Annotated in this window: 15 protein-coding genes; 3 read left to right on the forward strand and 12 right to left on the reverse strand. The window is 36.4% G+C overall.

The genetic code is table 11. The annotated features are described in order from the left end of the window. Window positions 1-96 precede the first annotated feature (96 nt). The 7 genes from typA to AC5XHR_RS02950 all read right to left on the reverse strand — a co-directional run bounded on the left by typA (window position 97) and on the right by AC5XHR_RS02950 (window position 8023). On the reverse strand, window positions 97-1902 hold the full coding sequence (gene typA, locus AC5XHR_RS02920) for a translational GTPase TypA (RefSeq protein WP_495949278.1): 1806 nt from the start codon (window positions 1900-1902) through the stop codon (window positions 97-99). A gap of 156 nt (window positions 1903-2058) precedes the next feature. Continuing rightward, entirely contained in the window at window positions 2059-2328 is a 270-nt protein-coding gene (locus AC5XHR_RS02925) for a DUF1294 domain-containing protein (RefSeq protein ID WP_495949279.1), read from the reverse strand. Beyond that, window positions 2325-4166, reverse strand: coding sequence for an alpha-L-fucosidase (locus AC5XHR_RS02930; protein ID WP_495949280.1), 1842 nt, complete (start codon window positions 4164-4166; stop codon window positions 2325-2327). The genes AC5XHR_RS02925 and AC5XHR_RS02930 overlap by 4 nt, the downstream gene beginning before the upstream one ends. Window positions 4167-4242: 76 nt before the next feature. Continuing rightward, window positions 4243-4623, reverse strand: coding sequence for a VOC family protein (locus tag AC5XHR_RS02935; RefSeq protein WP_495949281.1), 381 nt, complete (start codon window positions 4621-4623; stop codon window positions 4243-4245). A gap of 41 nt (window positions 4624-4664) precedes the next feature. After that, window positions 4665-5921 (reverse strand): chloride channel protein, encoded by a 1257-nt coding sequence (locus tag AC5XHR_RS02940; RefSeq protein ID WP_495949282.1) that lies wholly within the window; start codon window positions 5919-5921, stop codon window positions 4665-4667. Window positions 5922-6017: 96 nt separating this feature from the next. After that, window positions 6018-6392 carry a DUF779 domain-containing protein gene (locus tag AC5XHR_RS02945; protein WP_495949283.1) on the reverse strand — a complete coding sequence of 125 codons (375 nt, stop codon included), beginning with the start codon at window positions 6390-6392 and terminating at the stop codon, window positions 6018-6020. Between the two features lie 101 nt (window positions 6393-6493). Then, on the reverse strand, window positions 6494-8023 hold the full coding sequence (locus AC5XHR_RS02950) for an aldehyde dehydrogenase family protein (RefSeq protein ID WP_495949284.1): 1530 nt from the start codon (window positions 8021-8023) through the stop codon (window positions 6494-6496). A 189-nt stretch (window positions 8024-8212) separates the two neighbouring features. Between AC5XHR_RS02950 and AC5XHR_RS02955 the strand changes: the two genes are divergently transcribed. From AC5XHR_RS02955 to AC5XHR_RS02965, 3 genes are all read left to right on the forward strand, one after another. After that, window positions 8213-9133, forward strand: a complete 921-nt coding sequence (locus AC5XHR_RS02955) for an AraC family transcriptional regulator (RefSeq protein WP_495949285.1) — start codon at window positions 8213-8215, stop codon at window positions 9131-9133. Window positions 9134-9194: 61 nt separating this feature from the next. Continuing rightward, window positions 9195-9647, forward strand: a complete 453-nt coding sequence (locus AC5XHR_RS02960; RefSeq protein WP_495949286.1) for a GNAT family N-acetyltransferase — start codon at window positions 9195-9197, stop codon at window positions 9645-9647. Between the two features lie 63 nt (window positions 9648-9710). After that, complete coding sequence (locus tag AC5XHR_RS02965; protein WP_495949287.1) at window positions 9711-11834, forward strand: Tex family protein; 2124 nt, start codon at window positions 9711-9713, stop codon at window positions 11832-11834. 11 nt (window positions 11835-11845) lie between these two features. Here the strand turns inward: AC5XHR_RS02965 and AC5XHR_RS02970 are convergent, their stop codons facing one another. From AC5XHR_RS02970 to AC5XHR_RS02990, 5 genes are all read right to left on the reverse strand, one after another. Beyond that, window positions 11846-13333, reverse strand: coding sequence for an outer membrane beta-barrel protein (locus AC5XHR_RS02970; protein ID WP_495949288.1), 1488 nt, complete (start codon window positions 13331-13333; stop codon window positions 11846-11848). After that, complete coding sequence (locus AC5XHR_RS02975) at window positions 13330-13905, reverse strand: RNA polymerase sigma factor (protein WP_495949289.1); 576 nt, start codon at window positions 13903-13905, stop codon at window positions 13330-13332. The genes AC5XHR_RS02970 and AC5XHR_RS02975 overlap by 4 nt, the downstream gene beginning before the upstream one ends. A 76-nt stretch (window positions 13906-13981) precedes the next feature. Continuing rightward, window positions 13982-14560 (reverse strand): DUF4840 domain-containing protein, encoded by a 579-nt coding sequence (locus AC5XHR_RS02980; RefSeq protein ID WP_495949290.1) that lies wholly within the window; start codon window positions 14558-14560, stop codon window positions 13982-13984. A gap of 159 nt (window positions 14561-14719) precedes the next feature. After that, window positions 14720-15391: a DedA family protein gene (locus tag AC5XHR_RS02985; protein ID WP_495949291.1), complete on the reverse strand. Its 672-nt coding sequence runs from the start codon at window positions 15389-15391 to the stop codon at window positions 14720-14722. Window positions 15392-15675: 284 nt separating this feature from the next. Next, window positions 15676-17244 carry a M28 family peptidase gene (locus tag AC5XHR_RS02990; protein WP_495949292.1) on the reverse strand — a complete coding sequence of 523 codons (1569 nt, stop codon included), beginning with the start codon at window positions 17242-17244 and terminating at the stop codon, window positions 15676-15678. Between the last annotated feature and the right edge of the window lie 45 nt (window positions 17245-17289).

Raw genomic sequence — 17289 nt, forward strand, 5'->3', positions numbered from 1 at the left:
AGAAGAAAAGGCTTGGAAAACCCAAACTACATTGCTTATCTAAACGAAAAAATCCCCAAATTATTGGGGATTCTATATTATTGAGTTCGAAATGAATTATGCTTTTGCATTTCTTTCTAATCTCTTTCTTTCTTCTTCTGAAAGAATTTTCTTTCTCATACGGACGAAATTCGGAGTTACCTCGATCGCTTCATCAGCTTGGATATATTCCATACATTCTTCAAGAGAGAACAAGATTTTCGGTGCAACACCTGTATCTTTATCTTTACCAGAAGCACGCATGTTGTTCAATTGTTTTGCTTCAACGATGTTTACCACCAAATCTCCAGGTTTATTTTGTTCACCGATGATCATTCCTGTGTAGATTTCCTCTCCCGGATCCACAAAGAACTTACCTCTATCTTGCAATTTAGCAATTGAATATTCTGTAGCAGGACCTGTTCCTTTACTTACTAATACGCCATTGTTTCTACCTGGAATAGCACCTTTGAAAGGCTTGTATTCTGTGAAACGGTGAGCCATAATCGCTTCACCAGCAGTTGCAGTAAGCATTTGAGAACGCAATCCGATCAAACCTCTAGAAGGAATTTCGAATTCCATATGCTGCATTTCCCCTTTTGTCTCCATAATGTGAAGATCTCCTTTTCTTTGCGTAGCCAAATCGATTACACGAGAAGCAAATTCTTCTGGAACGTCTACTACCAAAGATTCGTAAGGCTCACATTGCTCACCATCGATTTCTCTAAAGATAACTTGAGGCTGACCAATCGTCATTTCGTACCCTTCTCTTCTCATCGTTTCAATTAAAACAGATAAGTGAAGAATACCACGACCGAAAACTAAGAATGTATTTGCATCATCTGTTTGTTGAACACGTAATGCCAAGTTTTTCTCTAATTCTTTTTCTAGTCTTTCTTTAAGGTGATTCGATGTTACATATTTCCCGTCTTTTCCGAAGAAAGGTGAATTGTTAATTGAGAACGTCATGTTCAACGTAGGCTCATCAATAGCAATTCTTGGAAGTGGTTCTGGATTATCAACGTCAACGAAAGTATCACCAATTTGGAATTTGTCGAATCCTACGATCGCACAAATATCACCAGCGAAAACTTCCTGAACTTTTTTCTTACCTAATCCTTCAAATACGTAAAGTTCTTTTACTTTTCCTTTTACAATTTTGTCTCCTTCTTGCGCAAGACCAATCCATTGTCCTTCTTTAACAGAACCTCTCGCAATTTTACCAATCGCAATTCTTCCTAAGAAAGATGAAAAATCTAAAGATGTAATTTGCATTTGAAGTGTACCTTCCTCAACTTTTGGTTCTGGAACGTATTTAAGAACACCATCTAAAATTGGTAAAATACTATCTGTAGGCTCCAAAGATGTATTGAACCATCCTTGTTTTGAAGAACCGTAATAGGTTGGAAAATCCAACTGCTCTTCTGTTGCATCCAAAGCAAAAAATAAATCAAAAACCTTGTCGTGAACTTCGTCTGGACGGCAGTTTTCTTTATCTACTTTGTTGATAACTACAATTGGTTTAAGACCCAATTGCAACGCTTTTTGCAATACGAATCTCGTTTGTGGCATTGGTCCTTCGAAAGCATCTACTAGCAAAATTACCCCATCCGCCATTTTCAATACACGCTCAACTTCACCACCAAAATCGGCGTGACCAGGTGTATCAATTACATTGATTTTCGTGTCTTTGTACGTTACCGAAATGTTCTTAGACAAAATGGTAATCCCTCTTTCACGCTCCAAATCATTGTTGTCCATGATAAGCTCACCAGACTCTTGATTTTCTCTGAAAATATTGGTTGCGTGGATGATTTTGTCAACCAAAGTCGTCTTTCCGTGGTCAACGTGTGCGATAATCGCAATATTTCTAATGTTTTGCATCTTTATTTTTTACGGGTGCAAAAGTACGAAATTTTTAAAAAAAATAAACAATTAGATTGAACAATTAACAAAAAAGCAATATTCTGAAATAAAACACTGCGTCTTTTTCAATATAATCGCAAAAAAATCCGAAAAACATAAAAGAAATTCTTGATTTTAGATTTGAATCGTATAGAAATAATAGCCCAAAGCCACTTGAAATAGTAAAATAAACCCTATTTTGACGAGAAATGAAGGTTTTGAAGTTTTATGTCGAAAAAATAGCATTCCGAGAACCGCTCCCAAACTTCCACCCAAAAAAGCCACCACCAACAAAGTGTTTTCCGAAGTTCGCCATTGTTTATTCTTCGCCTGTCTTTTATCCCAACCATAAAGTAAGAATGTGGAAACATTCAGCACCAAAAGTAAAATGAAAATTAGACTCATAAATTACTTTCAATCGCTCCCACTTTTTCACGATACAAATCAATTGGGCCATCTAGTAAAACCGCAATAACTGTAAGATTCTTGTCTAAACGTTCTTTCGGAATATCGATATACACGATTCCCGGAATCGGGCTCCAATACAACTTATTATAGATATGATGATTGATCATGGAACCTTCACCAACAATACGAATTCTAGAGATTTTATTTTTCAAACCTTTCAAAGCAATCGGTCCCGTAGGCGTTCCTTCAACAAAAAGATAGAGCGTTTGTTTATCTTTTGAAAGCGCCGTCATTCCTGAATAATGTCCAGAAGGAAATCCTTTTTCGGTTTCGTATAAAGCTTCTGCAGATTTAGAAATCCAATTTAAAGTTTCCGAATTTGAGTTTGAAGGCGTCTTAATTTTCATATCTAAACCATCAGAAGTTAAACCCGAGTTATTCAATACATTGGTTCCTTTATTCAATTGAAAAGCGATTTGATATGCCGCTTGCTTAGCCTCTTTTTCTTTTAAAATAGTTTCCAAACTCGACTTTTCAAAATCGATTTTTTCTTTTAGAGTCAACGGAGATTCAAATTGAATTTCAATCACAGGAACATCTTGATCGAATTTAACTTGATGAAATTTCAGTAAAGCATTTCCCTTTTCATTTTGTTTAAATTCTACCTTCCCAGTCGGATCGCCCAAAACTTTAGCAGATGTAATTTTTGAATTCAAACCATAAATTTTAGCAAAATCCTTTGCTTCTTCCAAATACAAAAACAACTTCTTTTTATCTTTTGACAACGCGGATTTCCCTTGATAGTTTTCTGCAGGAATTCCCTTTTGCGTTTTATAAACAGCTTCTTCGTGCTTTTTCGTCCAACGTCCCAAATTTTCCAAAATCGCTTTCTGCTCTTGAGGAATCGTTCCATCTTCTTTTGGACCGATATCAATCAATAAATTTCCACCCATCGAAATTACATCCGCCAACGTTCGAACAATCATATTTGGTGTTTTGTAATTGGTATCAAATGGCTGAAACCCCCACGAATCATTCATGGTATAACACAATTCCCAGTACGTTGCATTTGGTGCCAAAACAGGAACTCCTTGCTCCGGAGTTTCGTAATCACCATGCGTATTCAATCGAGAATTGATGATAATATTAGGATTGTATTTTCTAAGATTTGACAAGGTTTTTGGAGCTTGCCATTCTTCTGAAGTATGCTCCCAATCGCCGTCAAACCAAATTAAATCTGGCTTATATTGTGACGAAAGTTCGTTAAGTTGACTTTGATAATACGTAACAAATTCGTTCCAACGTTTTGGTTCGTCTTTAAGTTTATATCGAATTTTAGTTCGGGTATTTACATCATAATTAGGATGACTCCAATCGGGAAGCGAATAATAAAGTCCCGTCTTAAGATCGGTTTTTTGCAAAGCGGAAACAAAACTTGTAAGCAAATCTCGTTTTGCAGCTGCATCCTTCTTGGTCGTGACCGCTTTATCTGCTTTCGAATCCCACAGAGAAACACCATCGTGATGTCTAGTTGTGATTACAGAATATTTCGCACCCGAATTTTTAATAAGCCGAACCCATTCCTCAGGATTGTAGTTGGAAGCCGTAAAACCGTCCAACTGCTTCATGTAATTTTCGTGGTTGATGTAGTTATTGAAAAAAGCCCAAGACTCCGAAATTCCCTTCACTGAGTAAATTCCCCAATGGACGAAAATTCCCAATTTGGCGTCTTGAAACCATTCCATTTTCTGTTCCGTCTTGACTTCTTGCTTTTGCGCATAAAAAGTCGACATACAAAATCCCACTAAAACTAAGCTAACAACTCTTTTAACCATACTTTTTGATTCGTTTCTAAATTTAGAAAAAATCAGTGAAAGTTTGTGTGGAAATTTAAGATTGAAAATTACCTAGTTATTCTTTTATTCTCAAAGGACTAATAATGATTCCGTAACCATCAGGATCATGAACTAATATTCCATTTTTCTGCCAATATGGATTTGTAGGAACATGTATTTCGATCGAATTGGACGCTATCGAATTAATAATAAAATCATATTCGTTAGTCGTTGAAGGGTAAAAAACCAACAAATCATCAGGATCAAATAAATGATGAGCACCATTAGCAGAAGTCGTAAACTCCAAATGCCATGAGCAGCCCTTTTTTCCTAGGAAAACCCCATCATAACCATCATGATTATTGAATTTCCCATTAACTTCAAGTCCAATAATTTTGGTGTAAAAATCGATAACACTCCCAAGATTATGCGTATGACGAGCTACTCTAAGATCCATTTAAGTCCAAAATTTAATTTTTACAATTGTAAGAAACACATTTATTTAGCTTTCGTATCCATCGCATAAGTATAAACATTATAAGAAAGAAGTTTTTTTGCAAAATATTGAGCCACAAAACTCGCAATTAAAATAGGTAAAAATAAAACGTAACCATTTGGAGCAAGATTACATACTAGAAATAACGCAGTTAAAGGTGCATAAATAGAAGCCGACAAAGTTGCAGCCGCACCCACAAGCATAAAATTGAGATAAATAAATGTTGCCCCGAAATACGTATTGCAAACAAAAGCAAACAAAAATCCTAAGAACGCTCCAACCACAATACTTGGTGCAAAAACGCCTCCATCACCGCCTGCTCCTAATGTCAATGCCGAAGCCAAAGGTTTCAACAAAACCAATAGAAATAGAAAAACAAAGGAATAATTTGTGGGATGAAGTACCATTTCACCCAACGAATGATAGCTATCACCGTACAAAAACGGAAATATAAAAATTAGTATCCCAACAATCAAAGCACCAAGATTTACTCTCAGAAAACTATTATTAATTCCGGAGAAAAAATCTTTAATTCTGGTTACCAGTAGTGTAAAATACACCGACAAAACACCGCCCAAAAGACTTAACACCATAAAAAATGGCAACGCAGACCATTTCCATTCTGTGATGGCGAAGGGAAATAAAGGCTCTGTTTTAATAAAATACAGAAATCCCCAAGAAACCAAAGCCGAAGCCGTACAACTTAAAAATAAGGTTTTACTAACCTTTTTTGCGATGACTTCTAAAGCAAAAAGCCATCCTACAATTGGGCTTCCAAACAAAACAGAAACGCCCGCCACGACGCCTGCACAAATCAGTTCTAATTTGTAAAGATTAGGCGAGAATCTATTTTCGTACGCTGTATTTCCAATAGTTGCGCTCGCCACAACAGTGGAAACTTCAATCCCAGTTGAGCCTCCAAAAATGACCGTCAAAAAACCATTGATAAAATGCGACGGAATTTTAAAAATGGGCAAATGATCTTTTCGCTGGTCAACGGTTTTGTAAATCTCCGTAATCCCTTTATTTTTCCGGTTTTTGAAAAGATATTTTCTTAAAAAATAAATTGCCGTGATACCAATCGTTGGAAAAACAATAAACATCCACGATTTTTCTTTTGCACTATCAAAAAGCAACTCTTGAAAATAAATGGTGATTGTTTTCAGCAACCACGCCAAAATAGATGCGGCAACACCAACAATAACACTAAAAAATAGTAATTTGAAATAATAATGTCGTTTGATTTTAACTCTGTCCATCTGATTAATTGCTTAAGATTCACAAATTTAGGTGATGGAAATTATTTCTTCAGATTTTTCTCAGCTAAAAATCAATTTCAATTTTAAAATTACTAATCACTCATTCCGTTTCACAGGTTCCAAATTCTGCAATTCTTCGGGAGTAAATAATCTATAATGAACTTTAAAGGTCTTTCCTAAAGGCGTTTCTAAAGAAAAACCACCTGGACCGAAACCATCCAAAACATCTAATGTAAAATGGGAATATTTCCAGTATTCGAACAAATCTCGGTCGATCCAAAATTCAAAATCTTTGATGTGACCAATCAAAACATCATTCATTCTTGGAAAAAAACCGCCCTTCTCAAAACATTGCGGTTGCGTTCCTTCACAACATCCACCTGCTTGATAAAACATGAGTGGACCATGCTTCTGCTCCAAATTTTCAATTACTTCCAAAGCTTTATCTGTAACGTCTAAGCGCGATATCATATTCTTATTTTTTATTAAAGTTAAAAAAACCTGGCATTTCTGCCAGGCTCACTAAAAACACAAATTATAAAAACTATATATACTATGAATAAAAATTCCTATTAAAAGAAACCAAGCTTGTTTTTGTTGTACGAAATCAACATATTCTTGGTTTGACGGTAATGATCCAACATCATTTTATGGTTTTCTCTACCGATTCCCGACTGCTTATATCCTCCGAAAGGTGCTCCAGCTGGATAAGAATGGTATTGATTTACCCAAACTCTTCCCGCCTGAATTGCTCTTGGAACAGTATATAATTGGTGCGCATCTCTTGTCCAAACTCCTGCTCCTAAACCATAAATCGTATCATTTGCAATCGCAATAGCCTCCGCTTCGTCTTTGAACGTCGTTACCGCCAGAACAGGTCCAAAAATCTCTTCTTGGAAAATTCTCATCTTATTATTTCCTTTGAAAAGCGTTGGTTTAATGTAATAACCATTCTCGCAGCCATCACCAATTGAATTTACATCGCCACCAGTCAACACTTCTGCTCCTTCTTCTTTTCCAAGGTTGATGTACGACATGATTTTATCTTTTTGAATTTGTGAAGCTTGAGCTCCCATCATCACCGTTGGATCTAAAGGATTTCCTGTTTTAATGGCATTCACTCGTTCGACAACTCTTTCAATAAATGCATCGTAAATATCTTCTTGAATCAATAATCTTGAAGGACATGTACAAATTTCACCTTGATTTAAAGCAAATAAAACAGCTCCTTCAATCGCTTTGTCCAAGAATTCATCATCGTGATCCATCACAGAATTAAAGAATACATTTGGCGACTTTCCTCCTAATTCTAAAGTTACCGGAATGATATTTTCAGTTGCATATTGCATTACCAAACGTCCTGTTGCTGTAGAACCTGTGAAAGCTGCTTTTGCTACTTTTGGATTCGTTACCAAAGCACGTCCAAGCTCCGCTCCGAAACCATTAACGATATTAATAACTCCAGCTGGAATTAAATCGCCAATAATTTCCATTAAAACCATAATAGAAACGGGTGTACTTTCTGCTGGTTTCAAAACAACGCAATTTCCTGCGGCCAAAGCAGGAGCCAACTTCCAAACCGCCATTAAAATTGGGAAATTCCATGGAATAATTTGCGCAATTACACCCAAAGGCTCGTTTACAATTAAAGAAACCGTGTCTTTATCCAATTCATTCATTGAACCTTCTTCCGCACGAATTACGCTCGCAAAATATCTGAAATGGTCGATTGCTAAAGGAATATCCGCTGCTAAAGTTTCACGAACTGCTTTTCCATTATCAACCGTTTCCACTGCTGCGATATATTGAAGTTTTTCCTCCATTCTATCCGCAATTTTGTTCAGAATAATGCTACGCTCTGTTGGTGACGTATTTTTCCAAGTTTCAAAAGCTTTAGAAGCCGTATCAACCGCCAATTCTAAATCTTCTTTTGTTGAATGTGCTACTTGCGTAAACACTTTTCCGTCAATCGGCGAAACGACATCAAAATACTTCCCTAAAACGGGTGCCGTAAATTTTCCACCGATATAATTGTCGTATTTTGCTTTGAATTCTGGTCTTTGCAAAGCATTATCTTTTTTTGGTTCTGCTACTGTACTCATATAGATTGTTTTTAATTTTAATAGTTCTAAATTACTTTCTATGCGTTGAATAAAATAGCATAATACTATCTTTTTATAGCAAAATCCTATTCTATATATAAAGTTTAGTATTTCATTAACAAAACATTAGAAAAGCATTGAGAAAATTTTCAGTATATTTAAATTCTTGCAAAATAAAAATCCGAGGAAATGAAGAATGCTAAGCAAATGCTGTATCAACCTGCATTATTACACGAAAGTCAACTATCCAATCTTGTAGAAAACAAAACCACGTTTACTCTAAAAGATTGTGAATTCAGCATCTACGAAACGCATAGAAGCGCTTTTGATGTTAAATTGAATTTCGAGAATTTGGCTTTTACAGGAATGCTTCGCGGTAAAAAAATGATGAAATTGGATGGCAAGACCGATTATTTCGAATATTTACCAGGAGAAAGCGTTTTGGTAGCGCCTGGAGAAACGATGGTTATTGATTTTCCTGAAGCGGATGAAGATCCGTCGCAATGTGTTTCTTTAAGTTTCAATCCAGATTTTGTAGAAAATGCGTTAGATTATTTGAATTTAAAATCTCCAAAAGTGGATGAATCGAGTAATTGGAACATTTCAAAAGATGAATATTATCTTTTCAATACGCCTTCTTTAGCTTCGGCAACCAATAACATTATGCGAATTGCCATGGACGATAATTCCCATAAAGATGTGATGGCAGATTTTGCATTGAAAGAACTTCTTATTCGATTGATGCAAACTCAAGGACGAAATTTGGTGGAGAAAAATTTAGTAAAACCCAAATCGAGAATTGGTTTTGTGGTTGATTATATCAAGAAAAATCTTCATCAAAAATTATCCATTGATGCGATTGCGAAAATGGCTTATGTAAGTAAGTCGAATTTCTTTAAAATGTTCAAAGAAGAATTGGGAATTTCGCCCAACGAATTTATCCTTCAAGAACGAATTTCACGCGCAAAAGAACTTTTGCAAAGTCAAGAAAGTATTAAAGAAGTCGCTTTCCAAACAGGTTTTACGGACACCAATTATTTCACACGAGTTTTCAAACAACACGAAGGAACAACGCCTAAATCGTTTCAGAATAAGACGTTGTTTATTTGATTTAGAGTTTATTGTCCTTTCCGAACCTAAATCCCAAGGTGATAGGAGCAATTTATAAAAAATGAAAATCGAGAAAGCAGCGATTGAGGATCATGAAATACTAAGCGACATAGCATTTAAAGGAAAATCGTATTGGAATTACGAGGCTCAACTACTCGAATCATGGCGAGAGAGTTTAACAATCACCAAAAAATATATTCTAGAAAATGAGGTTTATAAAGTAGTTGATGACATGAAAATCATTGGATTCTATTCTTTAGTTCGTATTGATGAAGCAACAGCAAAATTGGATTTCCTTTTTATGTATCCCGAATTTATTGGAAAAGGAATTGGAAAATTTTTACTAGAAAATTGCATCGAAATTGCAAAATCGAAGAACGTAAAACGACTTATTTTAGACGCCGATCCTAATGCGGAAAACTTCTACGCACATTTTGGTTTCGTTACTTATGGAAAATTGGAATCTTCAATCAAAAATAGATTTCTCCCACAAATGGAACTTATTCTCTCATAAAAACAGTTTACAAATTCCTATATTCTTTCAAAAGTCAGTATTTTAGCCGTTCAAAAGCAATTTATGACTTCAATAGAATTTATTCAAACTCAAGTTTCCGTTTCTGAAAAAAGCATTCAAAACACCGTACAACTTCTCAATCAAGATTGCACAATTCCTTTTATTGCTCGTTACAGAAAGGATCAAACAGGAAATTTAGATGAAGTTCAGATTGAGCAAATTGCAAAACTTCAAAAGCAGTTTGACGACCTTTTAAAGCGAAAAGAAAGTATTCTCAATTCCATTGAAGAACAAAACGCATTAACCGAAGATTTAAAACAAAAAATCGAGAAAAGTTTTGACTTACAAGAGTTGGAAGACCTCTATTTGCCTTATAAAAAACGTAAAAAAACAAAAGCAGATGCAGCACGCGAAAAAGGTTTGGAAACTTTAGCGAAAATTATGATGAGTCAAAACTCACGCAATATAGAAGAAGCCGCTTCTCGATTTTTAGGAAAAGATGTTCAAGATGAAGACGAAGCGTTGCAAGGCGCTAGAGATATTGTTGCCGAGTGGATTAATGAAAACATCTTTGTTAGACGACAAATTCGACGCTTGTTTCAAAGAAAAGCAACTATTGCAACCAAAATTGTTAAAGCAAAACAAGAGGAAGAGGCTGCGCAAAAATTTTCTCAGTATTTTGATTGGGAAGAGAGCTTACAACGAATTCCTTCACATCGTTTATTAGCAATTTTGAGAGCCGAAAACGAAGGATTCATCAAGGTTTCCATTAAAGTTGATAAAGACGAAGCTTTGAATTTAATTGAAAATGCCATCCTCAAAAGTTCAGGCGACGCCGCAAATCAAATAAAAATTGCGATTGCCGATTGCTACAAACGTCTTTTGGAACCTGCTATTTCTAATGAAAGTTTGCAAGAAGCTAAGGAAAAAGCCGACATTAAAGCAATTGATGTCTTTTCGCAAAATTTACAGCAACTTCTCCTAGCTGCCCCTTTAGGTGAAAAGCGAATTTTGGCGATCGATCCGGGATACAGAACTGGTTGCAAAGTGGTTTGTCTGGATGAAAAAGGTGATTTATTGCACAACGAAACCATATATCCACACGCGCCACAAAACGAAACCGGAATGGCAATAAAGAAAATCCGTTCTATGGTGAACGCGTACAATGTTGAAGCAATCTCCATTGGAAACGGAACCGCAAGTCGTGAAACCGAGTTTTTCATTAAGAAAATTGCTTTCGATCGTCCTTTACAAGTTTTTGTTGTTTCTGAAGCAGGCGCATCGGTCTATTCTGCAAGTAAAATAGCACGTGAAGAATTCCCAAACTACGATGTTACAGTTCGTGGTGCGGTTTCCATTGGAAGACGTTTAGCTGATCCTTTGGCCGAATTAGTGAAAATTGACCCAAAGTCTATTGGCGTTGGACAATATCAGCATGATGTTGATCAAACTTTATTGAAAAACGATCTTGACCAAACCGTTGTCAGATGTGTGAATTCGGTGGGAATTAATTTGAATACCGCAAGTAAATCTTTATTAAGCTATGTTTCTGGAATTGGTGAGAAAATGGCTGAAAATATTGTTCAATATCGAGCAGAACATGGTGCTTTCGAATCTCGAAAAGACTTGAAAAAAGTTCCACGTTTAGGTGAAAAAGCGTTTCAACAAGCAGCGGCTTTTATCCGAATTAAAAATGCAAAAAATCCGCTGGATGATTCTTCCGTACATCCAGAAGCCTACTCTATTGTTGAAAAAATGGCTAAAGATTTAGGTTTGAAAACCAATGATTTAATTGCAAATAAAGAAAAAGTAGAAACAATAGAACCCAAAAAGTACATCACGGAAGAAATCGGAATTTTAGGAATTCAAGATATTCTAAAAGAATTACAAAAACCGGGTTTAGATCCTCGAAAAGCGGCAAAAGTTTTCGAATTCGATCCCAATGTAAAAACAATCAAAGACCTTAAAACGGGTATGATTTTACCAGGAATTGTCAATAATATAACGGCTTTTGGCTGCTTTGTTGACTTGGGAATTAAAGAAAGCGGCTTGGTTCATATTTCACAACTCAAAGAAGGCTTTGTTTCGGATGTCAATGAAGTGGTAAAACTGCATCAACACGTCCAAGTAAAAGTGGTTGAAATTTGTGAACAACGCAAACGAATTCAGCTAAGTATGATTTTGTAAAAGTTGAAATCTTATTTGGTAAGATTCCAACGCAGTCCCATTCTTAGGTGGAAATTCAGTGGTTTTTCTTTGTAAACGCTACCAATCTGACTTCCGTTATCAATGTAGTACACCATCAAAGGTTCTGCATAAATCCCTAACCTTGGGGTAAAATTGTATTGCGCACCAACACCAGCCGATGTGGAAAATTGCATTTTTAGACCACTGAGTTTTTGATTTTCATTGTTTGTGGAAGCAACACCGTTTACGTATTTGGTTTTGATAACGCCATCAATTGGTTGATCTATTTGTCCACCTAAACTCACGTACGAATTCCATTTTTCTTTATTCAAGAACGAATAATTAAAACTTATAGGAACCCCAATATATTGAATCACTTGTTCGCTTTTAATGTAGTTTTCGTCTGTCCCAGCCTTCAAATCGGAAACCAATTTGGTGTACTGAACACCCGAAGAAATCCCCACTTTATTGGAAATCTGATACTGAACGGTCGCCCCAACACTAATTGGATTTCGGTGCTTAATTTCCGTTTCGACTTCCTTTCCTTGATTTCGAACAAAAACATCCATATACGGCGACTGCCAATACGTTGCATTCCCCATAACAATGGGCGCTAGCGACATTTGATTACGTCCCATTGAATAATAGCCACTCAAAGCTTCATTCGAGCTTAGTGACAACCCAGACGTTTGCACGCCGGCAATCCAATGGTCTTTTGAAACCTCTTTCTTCGTTTTCATTGCTTCAATTTCTTTTTCAAGTTTTGCAATGAGTGCTTTCTGTTCCAAATCTTCCTCCAAAGGCTTTTCAGCTTCCGATTTCGTTGTTGGAACTGGATTATTTTGAGTTGAATTGGATTCGTTTTTCGTTGGGGTTTGAACCGCAATTTGCTTATCGTTTGGTTTCGTTGAACTGTGCGTTTGATTTGAATTTATTTGATACTTCGTTCCTTTTTCGGCGTTTGATTTTAAAGTTGAATTTACAGCAATTGGGTTGGCATTCGACAATTTTTCGTTTGAAATTATATCAACATGAACAAATTCACGATTTATTTGTTGAGACGGCTGATTTCTTGTAGTTGAGTTTACAGCAACTTTTGGTTGATTTCTTGAAGCTCCATCAATTGGATTTTCAAGATTTTGATTTTCAGAATTAGAACTCGAACTCGAATCGATAGGTGAATTCACTTCCTTGCCGCCAGACGTTCCATGGTTAGAAGCGGTCGGTTGCATTGAATTTTCATTTTGATTCGTCCAAAACCAATAGCCTCCACCCATGCTTAAAAGCAAAATTGCGGCAGCAGCAATTCGCCCCCAAGGGAAAGCCGTTTTTTGAATTCTTGCCGCTTCGTGAACATTAGAATTGATAGGAACAACCAAAGTTTCTTCCTCTTCTGCAGGAAATAACGTTTTTTCAAGATCATTCCAAAGCCCTTCTGGTGGTGTTTCAGAATGTTCTTCAACAAGGTTACGCATATGATTTAACCATGGATCTTTCATAATACGCTGGTTTTAGACAATTGGTATTTTTTTATTTGAGTAGCCAATACTTTTTTAGCTCTTGAAAATTGAGATGCCGAAGTCCCTTCGGAAATCCCTAATAATTGGGCAATTTCTTGATGTGATTTTTCTTCGAAAACGTACAAGTTAAAAACAGTTCGGTAGCCATCAGGTAACATTTGGATATGCTCCATAATTTCGCTTGCTGTCACCATATCTAGACTTGGTTCTGCTTCCGATTCTTCTGCTGCAATCGATTCCCATTGCGTTTCGTTAGTATCAAATGGATTTCCATTTTTCTTTAAAAATTGGAGAGATTCATTAACCACGATTCGCGACATCCAAGCTCGTAATGCTCCTTTACCACGATTTTCGAACTGATGAATATTGGTAAACATGTTTACAAAACTATTTTGCAAAACGTCACGCCTATCATCTTGACCCATGATATAGCGGCAGCAAATAGCCGTCAACTTTCCGGAGTATGATGTATACACCTCTTTCCACGCAGAAGACTCCTTCTTCAAGAGCCTCTGTAGTAAATGATGTTCTTCTAATTCTTCCGGATTCATATGTCTAGAAAGCTGCTTTATATTCAGCTAAAATAAAAAGGTTGCCTTCTACTGAAACGCAACCTTTTTAAGTTTCTTATTTCGTTTGTGTTGAATAAGGTAACGTGTATGTAATCGCGTTGAAAGGATCTAATTTTACACCGTCCACAGAAATCTCGTCTACTTTGAAACGAATAGCCATCGCTTTTTCCGTTGTTGAGTAGAAACCAGCTTCTTTTGCACTGAATGTAACTATTGCTTTTTTCGCTCCAGCTTTCGTTGGAATTGTCAACGCTAAAGGTTGTGGATTTAAAATCAACTCAGCACCTCCGTAATCTTGACGTACTTTTGCTTCGTAACCGAATCCATAAGGAACTTTCCCCATTTCTTTCACAATATCTGCAGCATCAACTTCGTTAGGCTCAATCGATTTTACGATTTCCATTAATGGCAACTCTGCAAATTTGATGCTATCTGCCGTTGTTGTGTGAAGAATTAAACTTTCTTTATTTAGTTCGTTGTGGTTAATCACAATCTTACCAGAGTAGTTTCCAGGAATATCAGCAACATTTACTGGTAGATATTCAATAGGATCGTTTTCAATACATGCAACTAAAGTTAGTGCGGATAAACCTGCGATTAACGCAAATAAATTAACTTTCAAAAATTTTTTCATTACAAATTAACATTAAGATTAGTATAATTTTTTATCGAGTACTCATTGATATAAATGCCGATTTGCAAAATCCTTGCATCAAAATTCGAAAAAAAATCAAAATAAAATATAATCAACTGAAAATCAGTAACAAAATTTTGAATTCGAAATGAAATACGTTTACTTTTTGGAGAATTTTGCTTTCAAAAACTCGTAAACCATTGGTAAAAGTGATAATCCAATGATACCAAAAATTACCGTTTCAAAGTTTTTCTGAACAAATGGAAGGTTTCCGAAGAAATACCCAACTAAAGTTAATCCCCAAACCCAAACCAATCCACCAATCACATTGTATTTAATGAACGTTTTATAGTCCATTGATCCAATACCTGCTACAAATGGAGCAAAAGTTCTCACGATAGGAACAAAACGTGCAATGATAATGGTTTTCGGTCCGTGTTTTTCAAAAAACTCATGCGTTTGATCGATATACTGTTGTTTTACTAAAGTTCTACCCGCAATTTTCCAGTTCAAAACCTTTAAACCAATGGATTTTCCGAGATAGTAATTGAGTGAATCTCCAAGAATTGCCGCGACCGAAAGCAACAACAAAACGAGCCAAAGATTCATACTTGCCACCTGGCCATCAGCTCCAACCACACCTGCACAAAAAGTTCCCGCTGCGAAAAGCAAAGAATCTCCCGGCAAGAAAGGCATCACCACCAAACCTGTTTCCACAAAAATGATTAGGAAAAGAATTAAGTAGATCCATGGACCGTAATCTACGATCATGGTGAATAAATATTGATCTAAATGAAGAAAAAAATCGAGTGCTGATTTCAGTAATTCCATAGTTTAAAAAAAATTCGAACGGCAAAAATACCACTATTTTATGGTCTGCGGAAACGATATGGTAAATCTTAAGAAGATTTAACGTATTGAAACACCTATCAATAAACAAAAAAGACAGCACTAAAGGCTGTCTTTTTCGTCAATATTTAGATTCAAAATTGGTTGTGTTGAATCCGTAAATATAGGGATAGTTTAACTATGATTTGTTGATACAAAACTAGTGATGAAAGCCGTTACAAACAATATGAAACATATCACCCTATCCTTTTTGGAAGTGCATTAAATTAATATTTGTCGCTATTTCTTGCTGGCTCTACCACAGCTGGCCAGGCAACTGCTTTTCCAGAAGCGTCTGTAGGCATAACACGTTTTTCACGATTCACAAACTCCTCATCCTCAGAAGCCATATACGCCATAGTTGCTGCTAAGATCACATTATTTTTCACCTCATCGAAAACGATTTTATCGTAGGTATCTTTTGTAGTATGCCACGTGTACCCGAAATATCCCCAATTCAATGAACTTAAAGAGAATCCTGGCGCACCCGCTGCTACGAAAGAAGAATGATCGGACCCACCACCACTAGGCATTCCTGGGAAATCCGTTTTAATATGGTCACGAACTTCTTTTGGAACTCCGCCTAACCATCTTGTAATGTATTCGTATGATTTAGCAAAACCTTGACCGCTGATATTCACCACTCTACCGGTTCCGTTATCCTGATTGAAAACCGCTTGCGTTCCTTTGATAATTTCTGGATTGTCAAAAACAAAACCACGAGAACCGTTCAAACCTTGCTCTTCTCCACCCCAAAGACCCACTAAAATAGTACGCTTGTTATTTGGGTAATACTTCTTCAAAATACGCATTACTTCCATCATCGTAATCGTACCAGTTCCGTTATCTGTAGCTCCTTGAGCTCCATCCCACGAATCCAAATGCGCAGAAAGAATGACGTATTCGTTTGGCTTTTCCTTTCCTTTAATCACACCAATCGTGTTGAACGTTTTTGCTGTAGGCAACACTTTTGATTGGGTATCGATTTTAATTTTTGGCTTCTTACCGTTTTCGGCAAGACGATACAACATTCCATAATCTTCAACATCGATATCAATCATTGGGATTGCTTTTGTTTTAGCACCAAAAATTCGGTTAGCCCCCATGATTCCTGTCCAATTGGAAATTGCAACTCCCGAAGCACCTGCTTTTTCTAAAACCTCGATAAGTTCGTTATTGTTATATCCTATTTTTTGAAAATACTCACGGTACACTTTTGCATCGTTTTCTTTTTCTGTTTTCAATTTTTCGTAAAGTTCCGGAGTTGCAAATTCTTTAATTTGATAATCTGGTCTTCCCACTTTCTGATTTTGAGCAATCAAAACCACTTTTCCTTTTACCGACGGCAACCAACGATCAAACCCTGCTTTGTCTGTCACATTAGGAAGTACAACTACTTCTGATTCTACTGCTTTTTTTGTTGCTGGACTCCAAGCCAATTGCGTTGCACTTAAACTTTTCACACGAGGATACGTCATATCCACATGCGTTGTTCCACGCTGCCAACCTTTCCAAGTTCCGTATTGCTGGTTATACGCATCAACCCCCCAACCTTTCATCTTACTCACTGCCCAATCGTGCGAAGCTTGCAATTCTGGCGTTCCTACCAAACGAGGCCCGATTTCGTCCAACAATTCCGTTGCTAAAACTTCAACCTGAGAATTGTTTTTCACCTCATTTACGATGCTTTGAACCACCGGATTCAGTTTTTCCTGGCTTCTTGTTGCTGTTTGTGCAAAAGTCATTTGTGTAGCAAGTACGATCGCTGCTACCGAGAAAATTCTGTTTTTCTTCATATTTTATCAGATTTCGATAAAGATATAAAACTTTTATTACATTAA

The organism is Kaistella sp. CFF1-2 (genome assembly GCF_059509915.1).